Genomic DNA, 17,910 nt, shown 5'->3' with positions numbered 1-17,910 from the left:
GCGGTCAACCCGTCCGTTGCCAGGGCAGCGGCAGGCACGGCCCGGCGTGGTCGGCGCGCAGCAGACACCGGTGCCGGTCTGGTAACGGCCGGTCGCAGAAGACCAGGTGCCGGACCATCAACCGATCCTTCTCGGTGAGCGTGGCGGCGGCGAAGTCGAGCGCCGGTACGTGCGCCAGAGAGTCCCGGAGCTGTTCGACCATCCGGGCCGCCGAGTCGAACGAGGTGAGCCGGGTAGGCAGGTGGAGTACCCAGTTCGGGAAGTTCACCGAAGGTCACCCGCCGGGTACCCGATCGGCCACTGGAGGTCCGGCATGCCGCAGTGACGCTGCCAGGTCTGCCAGTGGTGCAACGCCACCCGGAGACGCTCGATCTCCGCCTGGCCGGCGGCGACCTCCCGGTGCAGCATGTCGATCTCGTCCGCCGCCTGGCGGAGGAACGCCCGCACCTCGGCCGGACCGGGACCGCCGCGCCGCCACGGGCCGCGTCGCCAGGGACCGTTCTGCCAGGGACCGCCCTGCCACGGACCACGCCGCCACGAACCGCCCCGCCACCACGAACCGCCCGGCCGCCATGGGGCACCCTGCCGTCCTGCCCTGGGACGGAACCGCGGGCGCCGGACCTGGCGCTCGTCCAGCCGCGGATCGACACTGCCCTGGCTCACCCCACGCCCGGTCCCTTCGATCACCGCCGGTTCACCGACCCCTTCCGAGTGCCGTCGTCCGTCACCCCACCGGTGGCGGCGGGTGACAGCAAGCTACGGCCGGGGCTGGTACCCGCGACGGACAAACTGTCCCTGCTCGCGTGTCCGGTTCACGGTTGCACGTCCGTGTCCGGTCCACCGGCGCGTCGTGGACGAGCAGGGCGACCTGGACCCGCGACGGGGTCGCGCCGCGACGCGCCGGGACTCTTCGGATAGGAAGGGCCCCGCGTTGACGGCCCGGCAGCCCGAGCCCAACCGTTTCGACGCCCGCCGGCCGGGAACGCCGCAGGTACGTGACCCGGGAGGGGGACCGATGGGCGAGTTCATGAAGAAGGCGAAGGACTTCGTCGACCGGAACGAGCAGAAGGTCGACCAGGGGATGCAGAAGGCCGGGGACCAGGTGAACCGGCACACGGGCGGCAAGTACGACCAGAAGGTGAACAAGGCCGTACAGCAGGCCCAACGCGCCACCGGCGATCAGCGCCAGCAGGGCGGCTGACCGCCAGATCCATCCCGGGTACGTGGCGCCGCGGCTTCTGGTGCGGCGCCACGTACCCATGTTCAAGGGCGAGGTGCCGGTGCCGGGGCCGGCGCGGGGAGCCGGCGCAGAACCGCGCCGTAGGCCAGCCCGATGATCAGCCCGATGAGGCTGTACGACACGTCCGTGTCGGCGCTGCTCACCGCAAGGTTGCCGGCCGCCCGGGTGAGTACCGCCATGACCGGCACCAGCGCGGCCCCGATCACCAGCAGGTACAGCGCGGCGGGATAGCAGATCAGGGTGCCCAGCACCGCCAGGCCGACCCGCGCCCAGTCCGGCCCGCCGGTCCCGACCTCGTACCCGTCGAAGGCGGCTTCCGGCTTCGGACCGGCAACGTCCGCCGCAACGGCGACCTCCACCCGACCGCTGTCCGGTCGCCCGGTGGAGCCGGCCGGACCGGCGGTCTCGCCGCGCCACCTGCGCCGGTCTGCCAACGTCGCGACCGCGCCCAGCAGCAGCGCGCCGAGCAGCACAATGGCTCCGAGTCGTTGACCCGGGGGTTGCGCCCGGCCGGCCACGACGCCGGCAGCGGTGAGGACACCGACCAGGCCGGCGGCCGTCCAGCGCCACCGGCCGGCCGCCGGGGCCGCCGCGAGCGCGGTCGCGATCGCGAGTACGCCCAGCAGCGCGGCGCTGACGAACGCGGCGGGGGCGAGTTTCGGCTCAGCGTCGGTGGGCGATTCGGTAGCCATGGCCAGCGGGGTGACGGCGGCGGCGACCGCCGCCCAGTACACGAGGGGCGCTCGACTTCGGGTCGCGGGTCGCAGCAGTGCCGCCGTCAGCACAACCAGCACGATCAGCACCCCGACCAGCGCGAGTCCGACGGTGGCGACCGCCCCGGTGACGTCGGCCCGGTCCAGCCAGAGGTCGGCCACCAGCCAGGCGACGCCCAGGGGGACCGAGCCGAGTCGTACCCGTCGGTCGCCCCGGGTGGCCAGCACCAGACCGATCAGTACGGTCAGGATCGCCCCGAACCTGAGGTCCCGGGCCCAGTAGGTGTTGTTCTGGGCCAACCGCTCGGGCCAGGGGCCGAGCGGTTCGGTCAGGGGTTGCAGGGTGGTGAGGTCGACCGCCCAGAATATCGCGGCCAGCACGGCGCAGCCGCCGCCGACCACCGCTGCCCAGTAGCGCATCCCGCCACGGTAGCCCCGACCTCCGACGCGACGCCCGCCCGAGCGACGCCCGTCTCGCCGGCTGCCAGCTCGACGACGGCCTGCTCAACCACGGGGGGAGGCGTTAACAAGGGCCCCCTGCTATCCGAAAAGCGATAACAGGGGGCCCTTCCTTGCGGCTCAGCTGCGGTGGACGGCGTTGGCGTGGATGGCGGTGTTCAGGTACGCCGCCATGCCCGGCCTGATGTTCTCGTAGTACGCCGTGAACCGGGGATCGTTGACGTACATGTCGGCCAGGCAGGTGTGCATCTCGTAGCCGCACTCGTAGAACCACCGGGTGATGAGCTGCCGGTGTTCCTCGGCCAGTTCCATCGCCTCCGGGCCGTGCGAGGCCGCACCCGACTCCATGACGGCGACGAACCGCTGGTTCCAGTCGTCCTGCTCCGCCTTGTGCCGCAGCCAGTCCTCCTTGGTGTAGCGGCTGGTCCGCCGGGCTGACTCGCGGTACGCCTCGGTATCGCCCCAGCGCTGCTCCACCTCTTCGGTGTGCTCGTCCGGGTCGAAGTCCCCGAAGACCTCGAACCGCTCCTCCGGGGTCAGCGGGATGTTCATGCTCTTCGCCTCCATCGCGAACTCGATCGCCGTGACCATCTCCTGGAGACGCTTGACCCGATCGGTCAGCAGCGCGTGCTGCCGGCGCAGGTGCGCGGCCGGATCGGCGTCCGGGTCGTCCAGGATCTTGGCGATGTCCTCCAGCGGGAACCCCAGCTCGCGATAGAACAGGATCTGCTGGAGCCGCTCCAGGTCCGCGTCGTCGTACCGGCGGTAGCCGGCGCTCGACCGGGAACTGGGCGACAGCAGCCCGATCTCGTCGTAGTGGTGCAGCGTCCGCACGCTCACGCCGGCCGCCCGCGCCACCCGTCCCACCGTCCAGGCCATGGTTCCCTCCCTTTCGGTGACCACGCTCCACCGTTCCGTTACGTGAGGGTCAAGCCCGAACCCCGTCCCGGCCGGATCAGGCCGCGCCGTGGATCGGGTCGGGCCGTGGGTCAGGCCAGCCGGGCCGGGAAGCCGCCGGTCGCGATCGGTCCCCAGCGCTCGATGGTCAGCCGGATCAGCGACTTGCCCTGGGTACGCATGGCCTGCCGGTACTCGTCCCAGTCCGGATGCTCGCCGGAGATGCACCGGTAGTACTCCACCAGCGGTTCCAGCGCGTCGGGCAGGTCGAGCACCTCTGCCGTGCCGTCGACCTGGACCCACGGGCCGTTCCAGTCGTCGGAGAGCACGCAGGCGGAGGTCCGGGGGTTCCGCCGCACGTTTGTGGCCTTGGCCCGGTCCGGGTACGTCGAGACGACTATCCGGCCGGCGTCGTCCACCCCGCAGGCGACCGGGGACGCCTGCGGACGGCCGTCGGCCCGGGTGGTCATCAGGAGCGCCCGGTGCCGGGGGCGGAGAAACTCCAGCAGCGCTTCCCGGTCGGCGCGGGTGTTGGTGGCGATGGTCCGAGGCATTCCCCGAGTATGCCCGCGCGGTACCGGGATCGATTGCCCCACGTCTGGATCGAACCCGACACAACCCGATAAATCAATAAAAGAAGCCTCAGATCCCCCGTAGCATGCCAGCCTGGGAGGCATGGGGGTGCGGGGAGCCGGTACGCGGCGACGGGGCGGGGCCAGCCGCCGATGACCGGGGCCGGACGATGACCGGGCCCAGACCCCGGCTCGTGCGCCGACGGCCGGAGGGACCCCAGCGGGCTTCCCTGCTCGAACTCTTCTTCGACGTGGTGTTCGTGGTCAGCCTCGCGCTGATCTCCGAGAATCTGGGTCGGGACACCTCGTGGGGCGGGGTGCTGCACGCCCTGGTGCTGTTGATGGCGACCTGGTGGGTCTGGGCCATCACCACGCTGGTCACCAACTCCTTCGACCCGGGCCGGCCGGCCATGCAGGGCCTCACCCTCTCGGTGACGTGGGGCAGCCTGCTGATGGCGGCGGCCATTCCCAGCGCCTTCGGCCGGCACGGTGGGATCTTCGCCGGAGCGTACGTGGCCATTCACGTGGGCCGGGGCCTGTACCTGGTCCCCCTGCTACGCGGACAACCCGCCCAGGAACGGGCGCTACGGGTACTGCTGTGGTTCGTGCTCAGCGCAGTGCCGTGGCTGTTCGGCGCCTTCCTCCACGGCGACTGGCGGGCGGTGCTGTGGCTGATCGCGCTGGCCCTCGACTACGGCGGTGGCAAGTTGAGCTATCCCGTGCCGGGGCTGGGCAACGCCCAGTCCGGTCAGTTCACCAGGATCGCGGAGCATTTGGCGGAACGCTACCAACAGTTCTTCATCATCGCGCTCGGGGACGCCGTGCTGATCACGGGCGTCGTGCTCAGCCGGAGCGAGTTCACCCGCTTCCAGGTGTTGAGCGCCGTGCTGGCGTACCTCATCACCATGCTGATGTGGCGGATCTACACGCATCGGGCCGGCGAGGTGCTGGCGGCCGCCCTGAAAAGATCTTCCCGACCGGAACGGTTCGCCGCCACCGGTCCGCTCACCCAGCTCGTCATGGTGGCCGGCGTGGTCGCCACGGCGGCCAGCTTCGACTTCCTGATCACCCTTCCGGTGGAGGTCTCCCGACCCGCCACGGTCGCCATCGCGCTCGGCGGCCCGGCGCTGTTCCTGATCGGCCGGGCCCGCTTCGAGTACGAGGTGTTCCGGCGGGTGTCCCCCAACCGGGTGGTGGGCCTGGTGGCGCTCGCCGCGGCGGCTCCGCTGATGGGACGGAGCCGCTCGCTGCTGGTCGAGCTGGTCGTGGTCGTCGTGCTGGCCGCCATCGCCGCACACGACACGCTGCGCAGCAAGGGCCGACCGCCCGAGGAGCCCCGGCCGCCGGACTGACCGCCGGCGACCGGAACGCCCCCATCGCGCCGCGCTGGTCCTGACAACCCGCGCCGGGCCGGTCCTGGCAGCCCGTTCAGCTGGCCGCGCGATCCGATCCGGACTGGCCGGGCGGTGTGCTTCCGGGCCGGCGTCGAGCGGCTGCCGGCGCCGCGCCGTATCCGGGTCGCGCCGGGTCACCGGGGGCTCCGGGTACGGCTCCCGGCCGACCGGCGACCATCCCGGGCCGTCCCTGTGCGGCTCCCGGTCGGCCCGCCGTTCCAGCCGATCGTGCTGGTACGGCCCCCGGACGCCCGGCGACCGAACCCGGCCGGCCGGTACCGGTGCCGGGTAGACCCGCGACCGAACCCGGCCGGCCGGTGACCGCACCCGGTCGCTCCGGTACGGCTCCGGGCCGCCCAGGCGGGCTGGCCGGCCAGCCGGCGGGCGGACGCCCGCCCAGACCCGCCGGACGCGGAGGCACCGCACCGGTCCGGGACGGGTGCCCCGCAGCGGCCGGTGGAACGACCGAACCCGGCCGACCCGCGCTCCCGGTCCGACCCGGCGCACCCGGCGACCCGCCACGGCCGGGCACAGCACCACGACCGGGCACAGCACCACGACCAGGCACGGCGGGCAACCCGCCACGAGCGGGCACAGCACCACGACCCGGCGCACCGGGCATCGTCGGTCCACCAGCACGGCCCGGCAGGCCCGTACCCCCGGGTCGGCCCGGCGCCCCGCCCCCCGGCCACGCCGGCACCCCCGGTCGACCCTGCGGGGCACCCGGGCGAAGCGGAGTCGCGTGGCCGCCCGGCCGGGCCGGAGGCGTCCCGCCGCCCGGTCTGCCCGGCGGTGTCACCGGCCGGCCCATCGTCGCCGGCCGGGCCGGCCCGCCGCCCGGCGAGGTCGCTGACGCCCCCCGGCCGGGCAGCTCCAGGAACGGGTTGCCGTGCCGCTCCACGGCGTCGACCTGGCGATCGGTGAGGCCGTGTTCGATGAGCACCCGCCGACCCCACCGGTGCAGGCGGCAGGGGTACGGTGCGCCGTCGTTGCGGCACTGCGGACCGGCCGGCCACTGCTCGGCCGCGTGTACCACCACGGCGCGGACGGCGAGCTGGACGTCCTCGGCCGTCACGTACGACGGCATCGGCACCTCACCGAGTGCGCGGTCAATCGGATCCGGGGTCTGGTCCACGATGTGCCTCCTCGGGTCCGCCGCGACGCGACGCGCCGCGTGCTATCCACTGGTACGGCAACCATCGTCCGGCAGTTCACCGAGTGCAGCCGATGGTACGGTCCCGCCGGGAGCGCTTCCATGCCGGCGCAGGCCAGCGGCCGTGACGACCAGAGACAAACCACGGCAGCGGCACCCGCCACGGACCGCCGCAGAGCCAGACCGCCACAGAGCCAGACCGCCGCAGAGCCAGCGGGGCCCGGGCGGACCGACCCGGCGTCATCGGGTGCGACCGGCGCTACCGGTAGCCGTCAGTGAGCGACTTCGCGCCACTCGGGACGGCCGCCGAGCCAGGCGTCCGCGAGAATAAGGGCGGTGGCCCGGCTGGGGCACTCCTGGATCCGGGAGCGGCCCTCGACGCCACCCATTTGCGCTTCCACCTGCCACAGCTGCCCGTCGGTACGTACGTAGACGTCGCGCCGGGAACGCCGGGCCGAATCACCGTTCCACCAATGCCGCTCGATCCTCACTCCAGTCACGCTAGCGGAACCCGGCGGAGAGACGAAGTTTTGGATCATACCATGACCGATAGCAGTGAACCAGTAACTGTAAGTAAATACGACCCAATTCACCACTCGATCGATGGAGGTCGACCCGCCTGCCCACCTGCGCACGAGTGACCGTCAGTCACGTACCTCGATTTGTCGGCCGCCGCACCCGCCGCGGGTCGACCCGGCGGAACGCCATTCCGAGCCGACGGTTCAGCGTGCCCGGCAATCGCCGGACACGCTAGGTCCCGGGCCCGGCAAATCGCCGGACACGCTAGGTCCCGGGCCCGGCAAATCGCCGGACACGCTAGGCCCCGGGCGCGATCCGGGCGACGGCCCCGATCTCCAGGGCGACCCAGAGCGCGCCGTCGGGACCCTCCGCGATGCCGTGCGGTTCGGACGCCGTCGTCGGCAGGTCGTACGTCCGGATGCGGCCCCCGGTCTCCCGGCAGCCGACCCGGTTGCCGGCCCACTCCGTGTACCAGCAGGCGCCGGAGCCGGTGACCACCAGCGCGTGCGGCCGGGCGGTGCGATCGGGCAGCGGAAACTCCTCCACCGTCACCGCCGGTTCCGGGGCGCCGACCGGGACACCGGCACCACCGGGTCGGGCGGTCGCCACCGGCGTGATCCGACCCAGTTGACCGGCCCCGATCTCGACGAACCACACCGAGCCGGCGCCGGCGGCCACCCCCACCGGCCCGGCGCCCTCGGTCGGCAGCGGATGGACCGTCACGGCGCCGTCCGTGGTCATCCGCCCGACGGCGTCGGCCTGGTTGAGGGTGAACCACAGCGCGCCGTCCGGCCCGGTGACGATGCCCGACGGGAAACTCCCGGTCACCGGCAGGGCGAATTCGGTGACGGTCCCGTCGACGGTGATCCGGCCGATCCGGTCCGCGTTCATCTCCGTGAACCAGAGCGCCCCGTCCGGGCCGACGGTGATGCCGTACGGGCCCGCCTCGCCGGTGGGTACCGGGAAGTCCGCGAGCTGTCCGTCGGTGGTGATCCGGCCGATCCGGTGGTCGCCCCGGGTGAACCACAGGGCGCCGTCCGGACCGGCGACGATGACCATCGGCCGGCTCGCCTCTCCCACCGGGAATTCCCGGTACGTCCCGTCGGTGCCGAGACGTCCGATCCGGCCCGCGTGTACGAGAGTCAGCCACAACGCGCCGTCCGGGCCGGCGGTGATGCCGTACGGCCCGGATCCGGTGTCCCCGATCCGGAACTCCTCGATGGCCGGGCGGGGTCCGGTGCCACCGTCGGCCGTCCGTCGTGTCGCCATCCGCGCCTCCCTGCTCGTCGGCCAGCGGTCCACCCTGATCGATCCGTTCCGGGTGACGCAATTCGTTTTTCCAGCCCTGGTGTTGCACAGGTCACGGGTACGCGGCGGGGTTCTGGGTAGATGGCCGGGATGACCCCGGTCCGCCTGACCCGCGGCACCGGCCGGGTCGGGCGCCGGTTGATTCCCGCGTCGGCCCACGACGACGCACGATTGAAGGAGCGATGGCCGTGAGCGTGGTTCCCAACATCACCCTGAACGACGGCACCGAAATCCCCCAGCTCGGCTTCGGGGTTTTCCAGATCGACCCGAAGGACACCGCCACGACGGTGCGCAGGGCACTCGAGATCGGTTACCGGCACATCGACACCGCCGAGATGTACGGCAACGAGCGGGAGGTCGGCGAGGCCATCCGCGCCTCGGGCATCGACCGTGACGAGGTCTTCGTCACCAGCAAGCTGCACAACGGCGCCCACCGGCCGGACGACGCCCGCAAGGCGTTCGACGGCACCCTCGACGCGCTCGGTTTCGACCACATCGACCTGTTTCTCATCCACTGGCCGCTGCCCACGCTCCGCGACAGCGACTTCGTCGACACCTGGCGCACGCTCGTCGAGTTCAAGCGCGAGGGTCGGGCCCGCGCGGTCGGGGTCTCCAACTTCCAGGTGGCACACCTGGAGCGACTTGCCGCCGAGACCGACCTGGTACCGGCGGTGAACCAGATCGAGGTGCACCCCTACCTGACCAACGACGAGGTCCGCGGGTACGGCCGGCGGCACGGCATCGCGACCGAGGCGTGGTCGCCGATCGCCCAGGGCAAGGTGCTGAACGACCCGGTCATCACCGGGGTGGCCGAGACCGTCGGGCGCACCCCGGCTCAGGTGGTGCTGCGCTGGCACGTGCAGCGCGGCGACATCGTGTTCCCCAAGTCGAGCACGCCGGAACGGATCGAGGAGAACTTCAAGATCTTCGACTTCGAGCTGGACGACGAGCAGATGCGCCGGATCACCGAGTTGGACCAGGGTGAGTCGGGTCGTACCGGCCCCAACCCGGACACCTTCGCTCTCGTGCCGCGCTGAGCCGGACCACGTTGCCGGGCTGAGCCCGCTCCCCGTGTCCCGCGCGCTCGGGGAGCGGGAGGCGGCGGCGTCGATGCCGCCCATCCGCCGGAACCGTGTCCCGCGCGCGCGGGAGCGGGAATTCCGCGTCGACAGCACCGGCGTCGGGCTGGCAGGGTGGCCCCATCGAAGGGGACGTACCGGAAATCGCCTGCGACGAGTCCGGGTCGGAGGGCGAGAAGCTGATCGGCGGCGTGACGACCGTGTTCGCGCACGCCAGCGTCCCGCTGCGGACCGCCGCGGCGGCGGCCTGCCTGGCCGAGTTGCGGGACCGGATCCGGTCGCCGGCCACCGAGTACAAGGCCAACCACCTGTTCCGGGAGAAGCATCGCGCGGTGCTGTTCTGGCTGCTCGGCCCGTCCGGCCCGATCGCCGGCACGGCCCGGGTGCACCTGGTGGAGAAGGAGTACCTCGCCGTCGGCCGGCTCGCGGATCTGCTCCCCGACACCGGCCCGGCGGCCACCGCGCTGTACCGGGACGCCCCGCGCATCCTGGGGCGGCGGCCCTGGTTGGCCCTGCTGGAGGCGTTCAACTACCTGCTGCGGCCGCGCAACCGCCGGGGCGTACACGTCTCGGCCGAGATGTTCTTCGAGCTGGTCGGGGCGCTGCGCGCGGCGACGGCTCCGGACCGCGACGCGGAGGCGTTGCTCGACCGGTTGGTCCGGTCCCGCCCGCGGCTCGAGTCGCGGCTGGCCCGGCTGGACCCGGACCCGGACGCGGTGTCGGTGCTGGATCCGCTGGTACCGGCGCTACTGCGCGCCGTGGCGCACTGGTCGGCACCGGGGCGGCCGGTCCGGCTGGTGCACGACCGGCAGACCACGCTCTCCCCCGGGCGCGTCGCGCGGCTCACCGAGTTGGCCGGCGGCCGGCTGGTCGAGCTGCGGCTGGTGGACTCGCAGTCCGACCCCCGGGTGCAGGTCGCCGACTTCCTGGCCGGGGCGGCCCGCAAGGCGGCGACGTACGAGTTGGACGGTAGGAGTGATCCGGACCTGACCGCGCTGCTGCGGCCGTACCTCGATCCGGCGTCGATCTGGGGTGACGAGGCCAGCGGCTCGCGGCTGGGCCTGCCGCCCCCGGTCGACCGCCCGGCCGGCGCGGACGCCACCACCGGCGCGGACGCCACCACCGGCGCGGACGGTGACATCCGGTCCGGTCCGTTGACGACCAGGGACCCGGGCCACCGGAGAGCGGCTCCGGTGACCCGGACTCCCTGATCACACCGGCCCGACGGACCGGCCGGGGGTCGGTCAGCCCGCGGTGTTGCGGAAGACCGGGTAGTAGCCGCCGGACTGGCCGGCCGCCGTCGGGTGGTACGAGACATTGAGGTTCGCGAAGTTCAGCGCGTGCAGCCACTTGGTGCCGTAGCTGCACAGCTGGTGCCCGACGAAGATCGATCGGACGTCGCCGAACCTGAAGCCGTGCCGGGACGCCGCGGCGGACAGCACCCCGTCCACGATGTTGATGCCTTCGTTGATCTTCGACCTGGACGTGTCGCTGAGCCCGACGCAGACGGTGTTGAGCTGGTAGAACACCGGGTAGCTGAGCACCACCACCCGTGCGTTGGGCGCCTTCGACCGGATTCCGTTGTAGACGCTGTCCAGCTTGCCCGGCAGGGTGGTCTGGGCGGCGCTTTCGGCGGCGTTGACGGCGTTCACGCACTCGGTCGTTCCGTAGAGCACGCACTGCGTCATGATGTTGGAGAAGCCCACATCGTTGCCGCCGACGGTGATGCTGACCAGCGTGGTGCTGGCGGACAGCGCCGAGAGCTGGCTGTTGATCACGGTGCTGGTGGTGGCGCCGGAGCAGGCCACCGAGCGGTACGAGGCGGGTGAGTTGTTGGCGGCCCAGAGCGCCGAGTAGGCGTTGGTGCTGCGGTAGCAGCTCCCGCTCTCGGAGGTGTAGCTGTCGGCACCGAGGCCGGAGGAGTAGGAGTCGCCGAGCGCGACGTAGTTGTCGCCGGCGGCCGCCCGGGCGGGGGTGGCCAGACCGAGGATGGCAGTGATCGTCGCGGCGAGACCGGCGACGAGGGTGGTGAGGCGGGTTCTCCGCACGTCAACCTCCGGGGGTGGTGAGGCAGATGGTGCGGAATAGATATCATTAAATCTTTATTGCGGGAAGCGTCAAGATCAGAAATTCTCCGCCATTCGGCAAAGGCATCGAATCGCCTGCCGCCCGGGCCGCAGCCACGCGGTCCGGGGGCGGCGAGGCCACCCGGCCGCCGGTCGGTACCGTCGCCGGTTGTCCACAGGCGACCGCCGGTCGGGCAGTTATCCACAGGCGGCGAGATGCGGGGTGTCGGACGGCGCCGCCGGCACGCTCCAATGGATCCGGTGCCGGATCCGGCCCCAGACCCGAGGGGCGTCGAGGTGGGTGCAGCCGTCACCCGACCCTGCGGCAACTTCCATCGGTACGACCGGAACGGGGAACGACGATGACCGAGACTCCGTACCCCGCCCGGGGCTACATCGACATGCTGCTCTACAGCCTGGACCAGGCGCCCGATCTCGGCGACGGATCGGCCGCGCTGATGGCCGAGGGGCTGATCGACGGCCGGTTCTTCGCCGCGCCCGTCGAGGAGTTCGCCTCGGCGATCCGGGAGGCCCTCCGACACGGCGGCCTGGCGGCGGAGAGCGTCGAGCTGAGTCGTCGCTACGGCGAGGCGGAGATGCTGGACTTCCTCGCCCGGGTGGCCCGCCGGCTCGACGAACTGCGGCCCTGGCCCGGTCCGGCCCTCGTCAAGCTGCCCGCCACGAACTGGCCCGACGGCACGCCGGGCCGTCTGATCGGTCGGCTCGCGCTACCGGCGTACCAGATCAGCGGTGTCCTGCAAGAGGGGTTCGACGAGGTGCCCGGACCGTCCGGGCCGGCGCGGATCCTGGTCCTGCGACTGCGTACCGGTGAGGTGGTCGCGCTGCGCGGCCCGGTCGGTCCGGCCGCCGCGTACGACCTGCTGGTCCGGGACGACCGGGACGACCTGGACGACCGGGACGACCTGGACGACCGGGACGACCTGGACGACCCGCTGGCCCGGGACGGCGCACCCGACACACTCGGCCACTTCCGCGAGCTGGCCGGGTTCGCCGAGACCGACCTCGTTCCGGTTGTTCCCGGCCGGGCCGGCACCGCCGATTCCCCGACACGGGGTGGGCTCCGGCCAGCTACCGAGGGTGTCGACGCGGGTGGATAGCATCGACCGGTGGCGGAGCCGGCGGGGAAGAAGCCCGATGCGCAGTCCCCGGGTTGGGGCACCCTGCAAACCGTCGGCACCATCGTCGGGCTGGTGGCGTTCCTGCTCGGCGTGCAGAGCTTCGGCGAGTTGAAGCAGAAGCTGTTCCCGTCCCCGCCGGCAGCTTCGGCCACCCCGTCGACCGCCGTCCCGAGCCCGAGCCCCACCCCCGGCCGGGAGGCGCTCAAATGGCGGTACGTCGAGGACGCCGACACCGCCTGCGCCCGCACGCTGACCGCCGTCCCCGGCGAGATCGACACCATCTCGTACGACTGGATGACCAGGGTGCTCACCGCCCGGGAGCGGTTCTACACGGCCTGGACGCACGTGCCGTGGCCGACGGAGTCCGTGGACCCGGTCTACAACGCCGAGGTGCGGAAGATCTGGGCCGACTTCACCGCCGGGACCGGCGCCTGGCGGCAACTGCGGGCGGACCTGAAGGCCCGCAACGGTACGCAGTACAACCTGGATCTGGACGATTTCACGACGGCCCGGGACTCGTTCATCGACGGTGCCAACCGGTTCGGCTTCCGGTCCTGCAACTACGGCTTCCCCACCACCTCCCCCTGGAAGTTCTGACGTCCACCCCGGGATCGCGAGGTACGCCCAGCGGTTGCCCACCGCGCGTCGCGCCGTCCAGCCGTCCAGCCCCAGCCCCAGCCCCAGCCCCAGCCCCAGCCCCAGCCCCAGCCCCAGCCCCAGCCCCAGCCCCAGCCCCCGGATGATGGCATTCCGACCTACTGACGTGGGTGCCCTCGTTCCGCTCGGTTAGGGTTCGACCATGGTCGGATCGCAGGCACCTGTGACGTTCTTGCTGGTGGACGGGGAGAACATCGACGCGACACTCGGTGGGCAGGTGCTGGAGCATCGACCCAATCCGGAGGAGCGACCGCGCTGGGAGCGCCTGCGCCAGTTCGCCCAGGACGAGTGGGGCCAGCCGGTGCGGGCGCTGTTCTTTCTCAACGCCACCTCCGGGGTGCTGCCGACGCCCTTCGTACGGGCCCTGTTGGCGCTGAACTACCGCCCGATCGCGCTCACCGGCGGTCCGGGGCAGAAGGTCGTCGACATCGGCATCCAGCGCACCCTGGAGGCGATCGCCGACCGGCCCGGTGACGTGCTGCTGGCCAGCCACGACGGTGACTTCCTGCCACAGATCCGGAACGTCATGCGCGACGGCCGGCGGGTCGGCGTGATCGGTTTTCCCGAGTTCTTCAACGCCGGTTTCACCAACCTCGCCGACTCCGGGCTGCACCTTTTCGACCTGGAAGAGGACGCCCGCTGCTTCACCAGCACGCTGCCCCGGGTCCGGATCATCTCGGTCGACGACTTCGACCCCGAGCGCTTCCTGGACTGATCGGCACCGCCCCGGCGGACCGCCTCCGACCGCCGCCCCCGTCCGCCCAGACCCGCCGGCCCACCGACCCGCCGGCCGGGTCGCCCCCGTCCCCAGACCCGCCGGCCCACCGACCCGCCGGCCGGGTCGCCCCCGTCCCCAGACCCGCCGGCCACCTGTCCCGCCGAACCGCCCCGGAGAGGTCAGCCATGCCGCCCGAGACCAGCATCGGCCCCGCCACGCCGGCCGACCTCGACGCCGTCGCCGAGATCTACGCGCACTACGTCGAGACCAGCGTGATCACCTTCGACGAGACCGCGCCGACCGTTGCGGACTGGCACGTCCGCTTCGCCGACCTCACCGCCCGAGGGCTGCCCTTCCTGGTCGCCCGGCACGGCACCGAGCCGGTCGGCTACGCCTACGCCGGCCCGTGGCGCCCCAAACCCGCGTACCGGCACACGGTCGAGGACAGCGTCTATCTCGCGCCGGGCCAGACCGGTCGCGGGCTGGGCTCCGCCCTGCTCCGCGGGGTGCTCGACGGCTGCGCCCGGGCCGGCGTACGACAGGTGGTGGCCGTCATCGCCGACACCGGGACCGACACGTCGGTGGCGCTGCACCGCCGGCTCGGCTTCGCCGAGGTGGGTCGGCTCACCGCCGTCGGCCACAAGCACGGCCGATGGGTGGACACCAGGCTGATGCAACGCGCGCTGCCGTGACCACCCGCCCGTACCGCGATGTCCAGCAACGTTCGCCGGGTTGTTCGCCAGGTTCGGCGATCAACCCGGGAAACGCCGGGTACCCCGGATCGGAGTGCCGTCAGTCGGCCGGCTGCGGCGTGGGACGGCCGAGCACCTGATCGGCGAGCTGGTAGCTGTGGTGCCGGGCGTGGTTCGTCCTACCGGACAGCAGCGACTCGGCCAACTCCCGGGCGGCCGTGGCGAACGGCTCCTCGGCCAGCGCCTCGATCAGGTCGTCGTACCAGCCCCAGATCCTCATCTGGTCCTCGCCGGCGTCCCGGTAGCGGCTGCGGTCGAAGGTCAGGTGCGGATACTGCTCCTCAAGTTCCGTCCCGGCCTTGGCTCGCAGGACGGACTCGCGGACGACCACCAGCCCGGAAACGTCCTCCGGGTCACCGTCGGGTTCCTCCGGACGGAACAGCACGAACGTCTCCATCCGCCGCATGTTCAGCGCCGACAGCCGGCGTCCTGAACCGGTCATCGGAAGACACGACAGCGACCAGTGGTCACGTTCGTTCGCGATCACGTTGGGCACCGCGGCCATCAGGTAGGCCCGGTTCGCCGCCACGACCTGCTCGAAATGGCGGCCGTCCCGCAGGCTCGCGAAGCTGGCCCGGTTGTCCGGATCGGCCCGCATCTCGACCTCCGCCAGCGGCGGAGCCGCCCCCGGTTCCCGACCAGCCGCCACAGCGGACTCCGGAGCATGATCATCGACTGGTACCTCGGTCATCCGTGCACTGTAGATGCCCCCGGAGACGCCGGTTACCGCGATCGACCGTGGGGACTACCCACTGTCGCGGGTCCATGCCCGACACGGAATGGCGGGCGCCCGGGCAGGATGGCTGCCCTTTCACCGCCGTCCGGTTCTGGACCGCGGATCGTGAACCGGAGGACCGCGCCACATCGGCATCCGACCGGGCCTGTTGCAGCACGCTGTCGCTGTCGTTCGATGATCCGGACACCGTCCGTCCGAGCCGTGAAGGCCGCAGCCGGAGCCGGCGGCGTACCGGTCAGCGCAGCGGCCGGAAGGCCGTCCGGAGTTCCTCGGAGAGCAGTTGCGGCTGCTCCCAGGCCGCGAAGTGTCCACCCCGGTCCAGCCTGTTGTAGTGGATGAGGTTCGGGTACGCCTGCTCGGCCCAGCTCCGGGGCGCCGGGAAGAGTTCGTCCGGGAAGACGCTCACCGCCGCCGGGACGGCGACGCCCTTGGCCGCGAAGAGCGAGAGCTTGTTCTCCGCGTAGAGGCGAGCCGAGGAGACGCCCGTGTTCGTCAGCCAGTAGAGCGAGACGTTGTCCAGGATGTCGTCCCGGGTCAGACCGCGGGGCTGCCCGGCGAAGACCGCGCAGATCAGGTCCAGACTGCGGGCGTCGTGGTCGAGCATGAATGTCGCCAGCCCGACGGGCGAGTCCGCGAGCGCGGTGAGGGTCTGCGGGCGGGTCGTCATGATGAGGGCGTACGAGGAGTGCTTCCAGAAGAAGTCGATCCGCTCACAGGCCGCCCGCTCGTCGGCGGAGAGCCCGGCCGGCAACTGGCTGAGCGGGTTGTTCGCCACCGTGATGCCGGTCTGTAGCAGCGCGTCGATGTCGGACGGCAGCACGCAGGGCATGTTGGTGTGGATACCGGCCAGTTCCGGTGGCGCCTGCACCCCGAGCATGTCGGTGACGAGCGCACCCCAGTCGCCGCCCTGCGCCACGAACCGGTCGTAGTCGAGCCGCCGCATCAGCTCGGTCCAGGCGCTGGCGATCTGCTCGGGGCCCCAACCGGGCATGTCCGGGTGGCCGGAGAAGCCGTAGCCGGGCAGGGACGGGATCACCAGGTGGAAGGCGTCCGACGCGGACCCGCCGTGCGCCGTGGGGTCGGTGAGCGGACCGATGATCTTCAGTTGTTCGATCACCGAGCCGGGCCACCCGTGGGTGACGATGAGCGGCAGCGCGTTCTCGTGTTTCGACCGGACGTGGATGAAGTGGATGTCGAGTCCGTCGATCTCGGTGATGAAGTTCGGTAGGGCGTTCAGCCGCGCCTCGACCTTCCGCCAGTCGTACTGCTTCGCCCAGTAACGGGCCAGCGCCTGGCTCGTCTCGATCGGCACGCCCTGCGACTGGTCGTCGACCGTCTGTGGCTCCGGCCAGCGGGTGGCCGCGATCCTCGTACGCAGGTCCTGAAGATCCGCCTCGGGGACCTCGATCCGGAACGGCCGGATGTCGGTGGTGGTACGGGTCGGAGCCTCGGTCTTGACGGCCATGCCGTTCTCCTTCTCGATCTGGTGGGGTGCCGGACGCCGTGCTGCGCTGCCTTCCCGCCACCTCACCGACCATGCCCGGCCGCCCGGGGATGATCCGGCGCCGGGTCACCCGCGCCGGCGGGTCGCGCCACCCCGGGCGCCGATCCGGGACCCGGAGGGCTATCCGGCGGACTGCGATGTCTCCATCGTGGTGCCGGCCCGCAGCGTCGCCAGCGCGCCGCTCCACGCCACCACCTGGTCGAGCATCGTGTTCACCGCGTCCATCTGACGGGCGTCGGGTTTGAAGGCGCTGAAGTTCTCGAAGTCGGTGAACAGGGACAGCGCCACCTGCGCGCGCACGTCCGCCATCTGCAACTCGGCCACCACCAGGCGCAGGTGCTCCACGGCACGGGTGCCACCGACGCTGCCGTAGCTGACGAATCCGGCCGCCTTGTTGTTCCACTCGGCGTAGAGGAAGTCGATGGCGTTCTTCAACGCGCCGGAGGTGGAGTGGTTGTATTCCGGCGTCACGAAGACGTACCCGTCGTACGAGGCGATCTTCTTGGCCCAGCGCAGGGTGTGCGGCTGGGCGTACTGCCCGAGCGACGGGGGTGTCATCTCGTCGAGGTGCGGCAGCTCGAATTCCTTGATGTCGACGATCTCGTAAACGGCGTCGTCGCGCCGGCTCGCGATCTCGTGTACCCAGTGGGCCACCGCCTCCCCGTTGCGGCCGGGACGGGTGCTGCCGATGATGATGCCGATTCGAATCATTACCGCTCTCCCCTTCGCGGGTCCCCATGGCTCTCCGAAGCTGGCTCTCCGAAGCGAGCGGCGCTTACCCCCTCCGCACGGGTTCGAACGGCGGGACGGCGGGGCGGTTCCGCGGTACGACCACCGAACCGAAACCGGGGGCGGCGCGGGGGGGGGGGGGGGGCTCGAGGGGGGGGGGGGGGGGGGGGGGGGGGGGGGGGGGGGGGGGGGGTGTTGGGGGGGGGGGGGGGGGGGGGGGGGGGGGGGGGGGGGGGGGGGGGGGGGGGGGGGGGGGGGGGGGGGGGGGGGGGGGG

Annotated in this window: 19 protein-coding genes; 8 read left to right on the top strand and 11 right to left on the bottom strand. The window is 71.8% G+C overall.

Features of this window, described 5'->3' with window-relative positions:
* Positions 1-4: 4 nt before the first annotated feature.
* On the bottom strand, positions 5-268 hold the full coding sequence (locus ACXN5W_RS26405; RefSeq protein ID WP_473161088.1) for a hypothetical protein: 264 nt from the start codon (positions 266-268) through the stop codon (positions 5-7).
* Entirely contained in the window at positions 265-663 is a 399-nt protein-coding gene (locus tag ACXN5W_RS26400) for a hypothetical protein (RefSeq protein WP_473161087.1), read from the bottom strand. The genes ACXN5W_RS26405 and ACXN5W_RS26400 overlap by 4 nt, the downstream gene beginning before the upstream one ends.
* Positions 664-1,015: 352 nt before the next feature.
* On the opposite strand from ACXN5W_RS26400, the gene ACXN5W_RS26395 reads away from it, so the two are divergent.
* Positions 1,016-1,201 (top strand): antitoxin, encoded by a 186-nt coding sequence (locus tag ACXN5W_RS26395; RefSeq protein ID WP_473161086.1) that lies wholly within the window; start codon positions 1,016-1,018, stop codon positions 1,199-1,201.
* Between the two features lie 62 nt (positions 1,202-1,263).
* Here ACXN5W_RS26395 and ACXN5W_RS26390 read toward each other — a convergent pair whose 3' ends face one another.
* From ACXN5W_RS26390 to ACXN5W_RS26380, 3 genes are all read right to left on the bottom strand, one after another.
* Complete coding sequence (locus tag ACXN5W_RS26390; protein ID WP_473161085.1) at positions 1,264-2,373, bottom strand: hypothetical protein; 1,110 nt, start codon at positions 2,371-2,373, stop codon at positions 1,264-1,266.
* A gap of 159 nt (positions 2,374-2,532) precedes the next feature.
* The gene (locus tag ACXN5W_RS26385) at positions 2,533-3,291 is read right to left on the bottom strand and encodes a MerR family transcriptional regulator (RefSeq protein ID WP_473161084.1); all 759 of its coding nucleotides are present in this window, start codon (positions 3,289-3,291) and stop codon (positions 2,533-2,535) included.
* Between the two features lie 110 nt (positions 3,292-3,401).
* On the bottom strand, positions 3,402-3,863 hold the full coding sequence (locus tag ACXN5W_RS26380; RefSeq protein WP_473161083.1) for a PPOX class F420-dependent oxidoreductase: 462 nt from the start codon (positions 3,861-3,863) through the stop codon (positions 3,402-3,404).
* A gap of 188 nt (positions 3,864-4,051) precedes the next feature.
* Between ACXN5W_RS26380 and ACXN5W_RS26375 the strand changes: the two genes are divergently transcribed.
* The gene (locus ACXN5W_RS26375; protein ID WP_473161082.1) at positions 4,052-5,233 is read left to right on the top strand and encodes a low temperature requirement protein A; all 1,182 of its coding nucleotides are present in this window, start codon (positions 4,052-4,054) and stop codon (positions 5,231-5,233) included.
* 1,467 nt (positions 5,234-6,700) lie between these two features.
* Here ACXN5W_RS26375 and ACXN5W_RS26370 read toward each other — a convergent pair.
* Both ACXN5W_RS26370 and ACXN5W_RS26365 read right to left on the bottom strand, forming a co-directional pair.
* Positions 6,701-6,919 (bottom strand): hypothetical protein, encoded by a 219-nt coding sequence (locus ACXN5W_RS26370; protein ID WP_473161081.1) that lies wholly within the window; start codon positions 6,917-6,919, stop codon positions 6,701-6,703.
* A gap of 325 nt (positions 6,920-7,244) precedes the next feature.
* Positions 7,245-8,216, bottom strand: coding sequence for a Vgb family protein (locus ACXN5W_RS26365; RefSeq protein WP_473161080.1), 972 nt, complete (start codon positions 8,214-8,216; stop codon positions 7,245-7,247).
* A gap of 227 nt (positions 8,217-8,443) precedes the next feature.
* On the opposite strand from ACXN5W_RS26365, the gene ACXN5W_RS26360 reads away from it, so the two are divergent.
* Both ACXN5W_RS26360 and ACXN5W_RS26355 read left to right on the top strand, forming a co-directional pair.
* Positions 8,444-9,292 (top strand): aldo/keto reductase, encoded by an 849-nt coding sequence (locus ACXN5W_RS26360; RefSeq protein ID WP_473161079.1) that lies wholly within the window; start codon positions 8,444-8,446, stop codon positions 9,290-9,292.
* A 95-nt stretch (positions 9,293-9,387) separates the two neighbouring features.
* A complete protein-coding gene (locus tag ACXN5W_RS26355) occupies positions 9,388-10,545 on the top strand; it encodes a DUF3800 domain-containing protein (protein WP_473161078.1) in 1,158 nt (385 codons plus the stop codon).
* Positions 10,546-10,578: 33 nt separating this feature from the next.
* Here the strand turns inward: ACXN5W_RS26355 and ACXN5W_RS26350 are convergent, their stop codons facing one another.
* On the bottom strand, positions 10,579-11,382 hold the full coding sequence (locus tag ACXN5W_RS26350) for an SGNH/GDSL hydrolase family protein (protein WP_473161077.1): 804 nt from the start codon (positions 11,380-11,382) through the stop codon (positions 10,579-10,581).
* 380 nt (positions 11,383-11,762) lie between these two features.
* On the opposite strand from ACXN5W_RS26350, the gene ACXN5W_RS26345 reads away from it, so the two are divergent.
* The 4 genes from ACXN5W_RS26345 (at position 11,763) to ACXN5W_RS26330 (ending at position 14,606) form a co-directional block, all read left to right on the top strand.
* Positions 11,763-12,518 (top strand): hypothetical protein, encoded by a 756-nt coding sequence (locus tag ACXN5W_RS26345; RefSeq protein ID WP_473161076.1) that lies wholly within the window; start codon positions 11,763-11,765, stop codon positions 12,516-12,518.
* A 9-nt stretch (positions 12,519-12,527) separates the two neighbouring features.
* Positions 12,528-13,136: a hypothetical protein gene (locus tag ACXN5W_RS26340; protein ID WP_473161075.1), complete on the top strand. Its 609-nt coding sequence runs from the start codon at positions 12,528-12,530 to the stop codon at positions 13,134-13,136.
* A 223-nt stretch (positions 13,137-13,359) separates the two neighbouring features.
* Positions 13,360-13,911, top strand: coding sequence for an NYN domain-containing protein (locus ACXN5W_RS26335; protein WP_473161074.1), 552 nt, complete (start codon positions 13,360-13,362; stop codon positions 13,909-13,911).
* 188 nt (positions 13,912-14,099) lie between these two features.
* Entirely contained in the window at positions 14,100-14,606 is a 507-nt protein-coding gene (locus tag ACXN5W_RS26330) for a GNAT family N-acetyltransferase (protein ID WP_473161073.1), read from the top strand.
* A 100-nt stretch (positions 14,607-14,706) separates the two neighbouring features.
* On the opposite strand, the gene ACXN5W_RS26325 is transcribed toward ACXN5W_RS26330, so the two are convergent.
* From ACXN5W_RS26325 to ACXN5W_RS26315, 3 genes are all read right to left on the bottom strand, one after another.
* A complete protein-coding gene (locus ACXN5W_RS26325) occupies positions 14,707-15,357 on the bottom strand; it encodes a hypothetical protein (protein WP_473161072.1) in 651 nt (216 codons plus the stop codon).
* Positions 15,358-15,637: 280 nt separating this feature from the next.
* Entirely contained in the window at positions 15,638-16,867 is a 1,230-nt protein-coding gene (locus ACXN5W_RS26320; RefSeq protein ID WP_473161071.1) for an epoxide hydrolase family protein, read from the bottom strand.
* 159 nt (positions 16,868-17,026) lie between these two features.
* The gene (locus ACXN5W_RS26315; RefSeq protein ID WP_473161070.1) at positions 17,027-17,617 is read right to left on the bottom strand and encodes an NADPH-dependent FMN reductase; all 591 of its coding nucleotides are present in this window, start codon (positions 17,615-17,617) and stop codon (positions 17,027-17,029) included.
* Positions 17,618-17,910 lie beyond the last annotated feature (293 nt).

The organism is Plantactinospora sp. A48, from assembly GCF_055793945.1.
The sequence above is the reverse complement of the archived record's forward strand: the minus strand, read 5'-3'. Positions and strand labels throughout refer to the sequence as shown.

Excerpts from the sequence above, each read along its gene's own strand:
- ACXN5W_RS26395 (WP_473161086.1), top strand. The coding sequence starts at position 1,016 with ATGGGCGAGTTCATGAAGAAGGCGAAGGACTTCGTCGACCGGAACGAG.
- ACXN5W_RS26390 (WP_473161085.1), bottom strand. The coding sequence starts at position 2,373 with ATGCGCTACTGGGCAGCGGTGGTCGGCGGCGGCTGCGCCGTGCTGGCC.
- ACXN5W_RS26385 (WP_473161084.1), bottom strand. The coding sequence starts at position 3,291 with ATGGCCTGGACGGTGGGACGGGTGGCGCGGGCGGCCGGCGTGAGCGTG.
- ACXN5W_RS26380 (WP_473161083.1), bottom strand. The coding sequence starts at position 3,863 with ATGCCTCGGACCATCGCCACCAACACCCGCGCCGACCGGGAAGCGCTG.
- ACXN5W_RS26375 (WP_473161082.1), top strand. The coding sequence starts at position 4,052 with ATGACCGGGCCCAGACCCCGGCTCGTGCGCCGACGGCCGGAGGGACCC.
- ACXN5W_RS26365 (WP_473161080.1), bottom strand. The coding sequence starts at position 8,216 with ATGGCGACACGACGGACGGCCGACGGTGGCACCGGACCCCGCCCGGCC.
- ACXN5W_RS26345 (WP_473161076.1), top strand. The coding sequence starts at position 11,763 with ATGACCGAGACTCCGTACCCCGCCCGGGGCTACATCGACATGCTGCTC.
- ACXN5W_RS26330 (WP_473161073.1), top strand. The coding sequence starts at position 14,100 with ATGCCGCCCGAGACCAGCATCGGCCCCGCCACGCCGGCCGACCTCGAC.
- ACXN5W_RS26325 (WP_473161072.1), bottom strand. The coding sequence starts at position 15,357 with ATGACCGAGGTACCAGTCGATGATCATGCTCCGGAGTCCGCTGTGGCG.
- ACXN5W_RS26320 (WP_473161071.1), bottom strand. The coding sequence starts at position 16,867 with ATGGCCGTCAAGACCGAGGCTCCGACCCGTACCACCACCGACATCCGG.
- ACXN5W_RS26315 (WP_473161070.1), bottom strand. The coding sequence starts at position 17,617 with ATGATTCGAATCGGCATCATCATCGGCAGCACCCGTCCCGGCCGCAAC.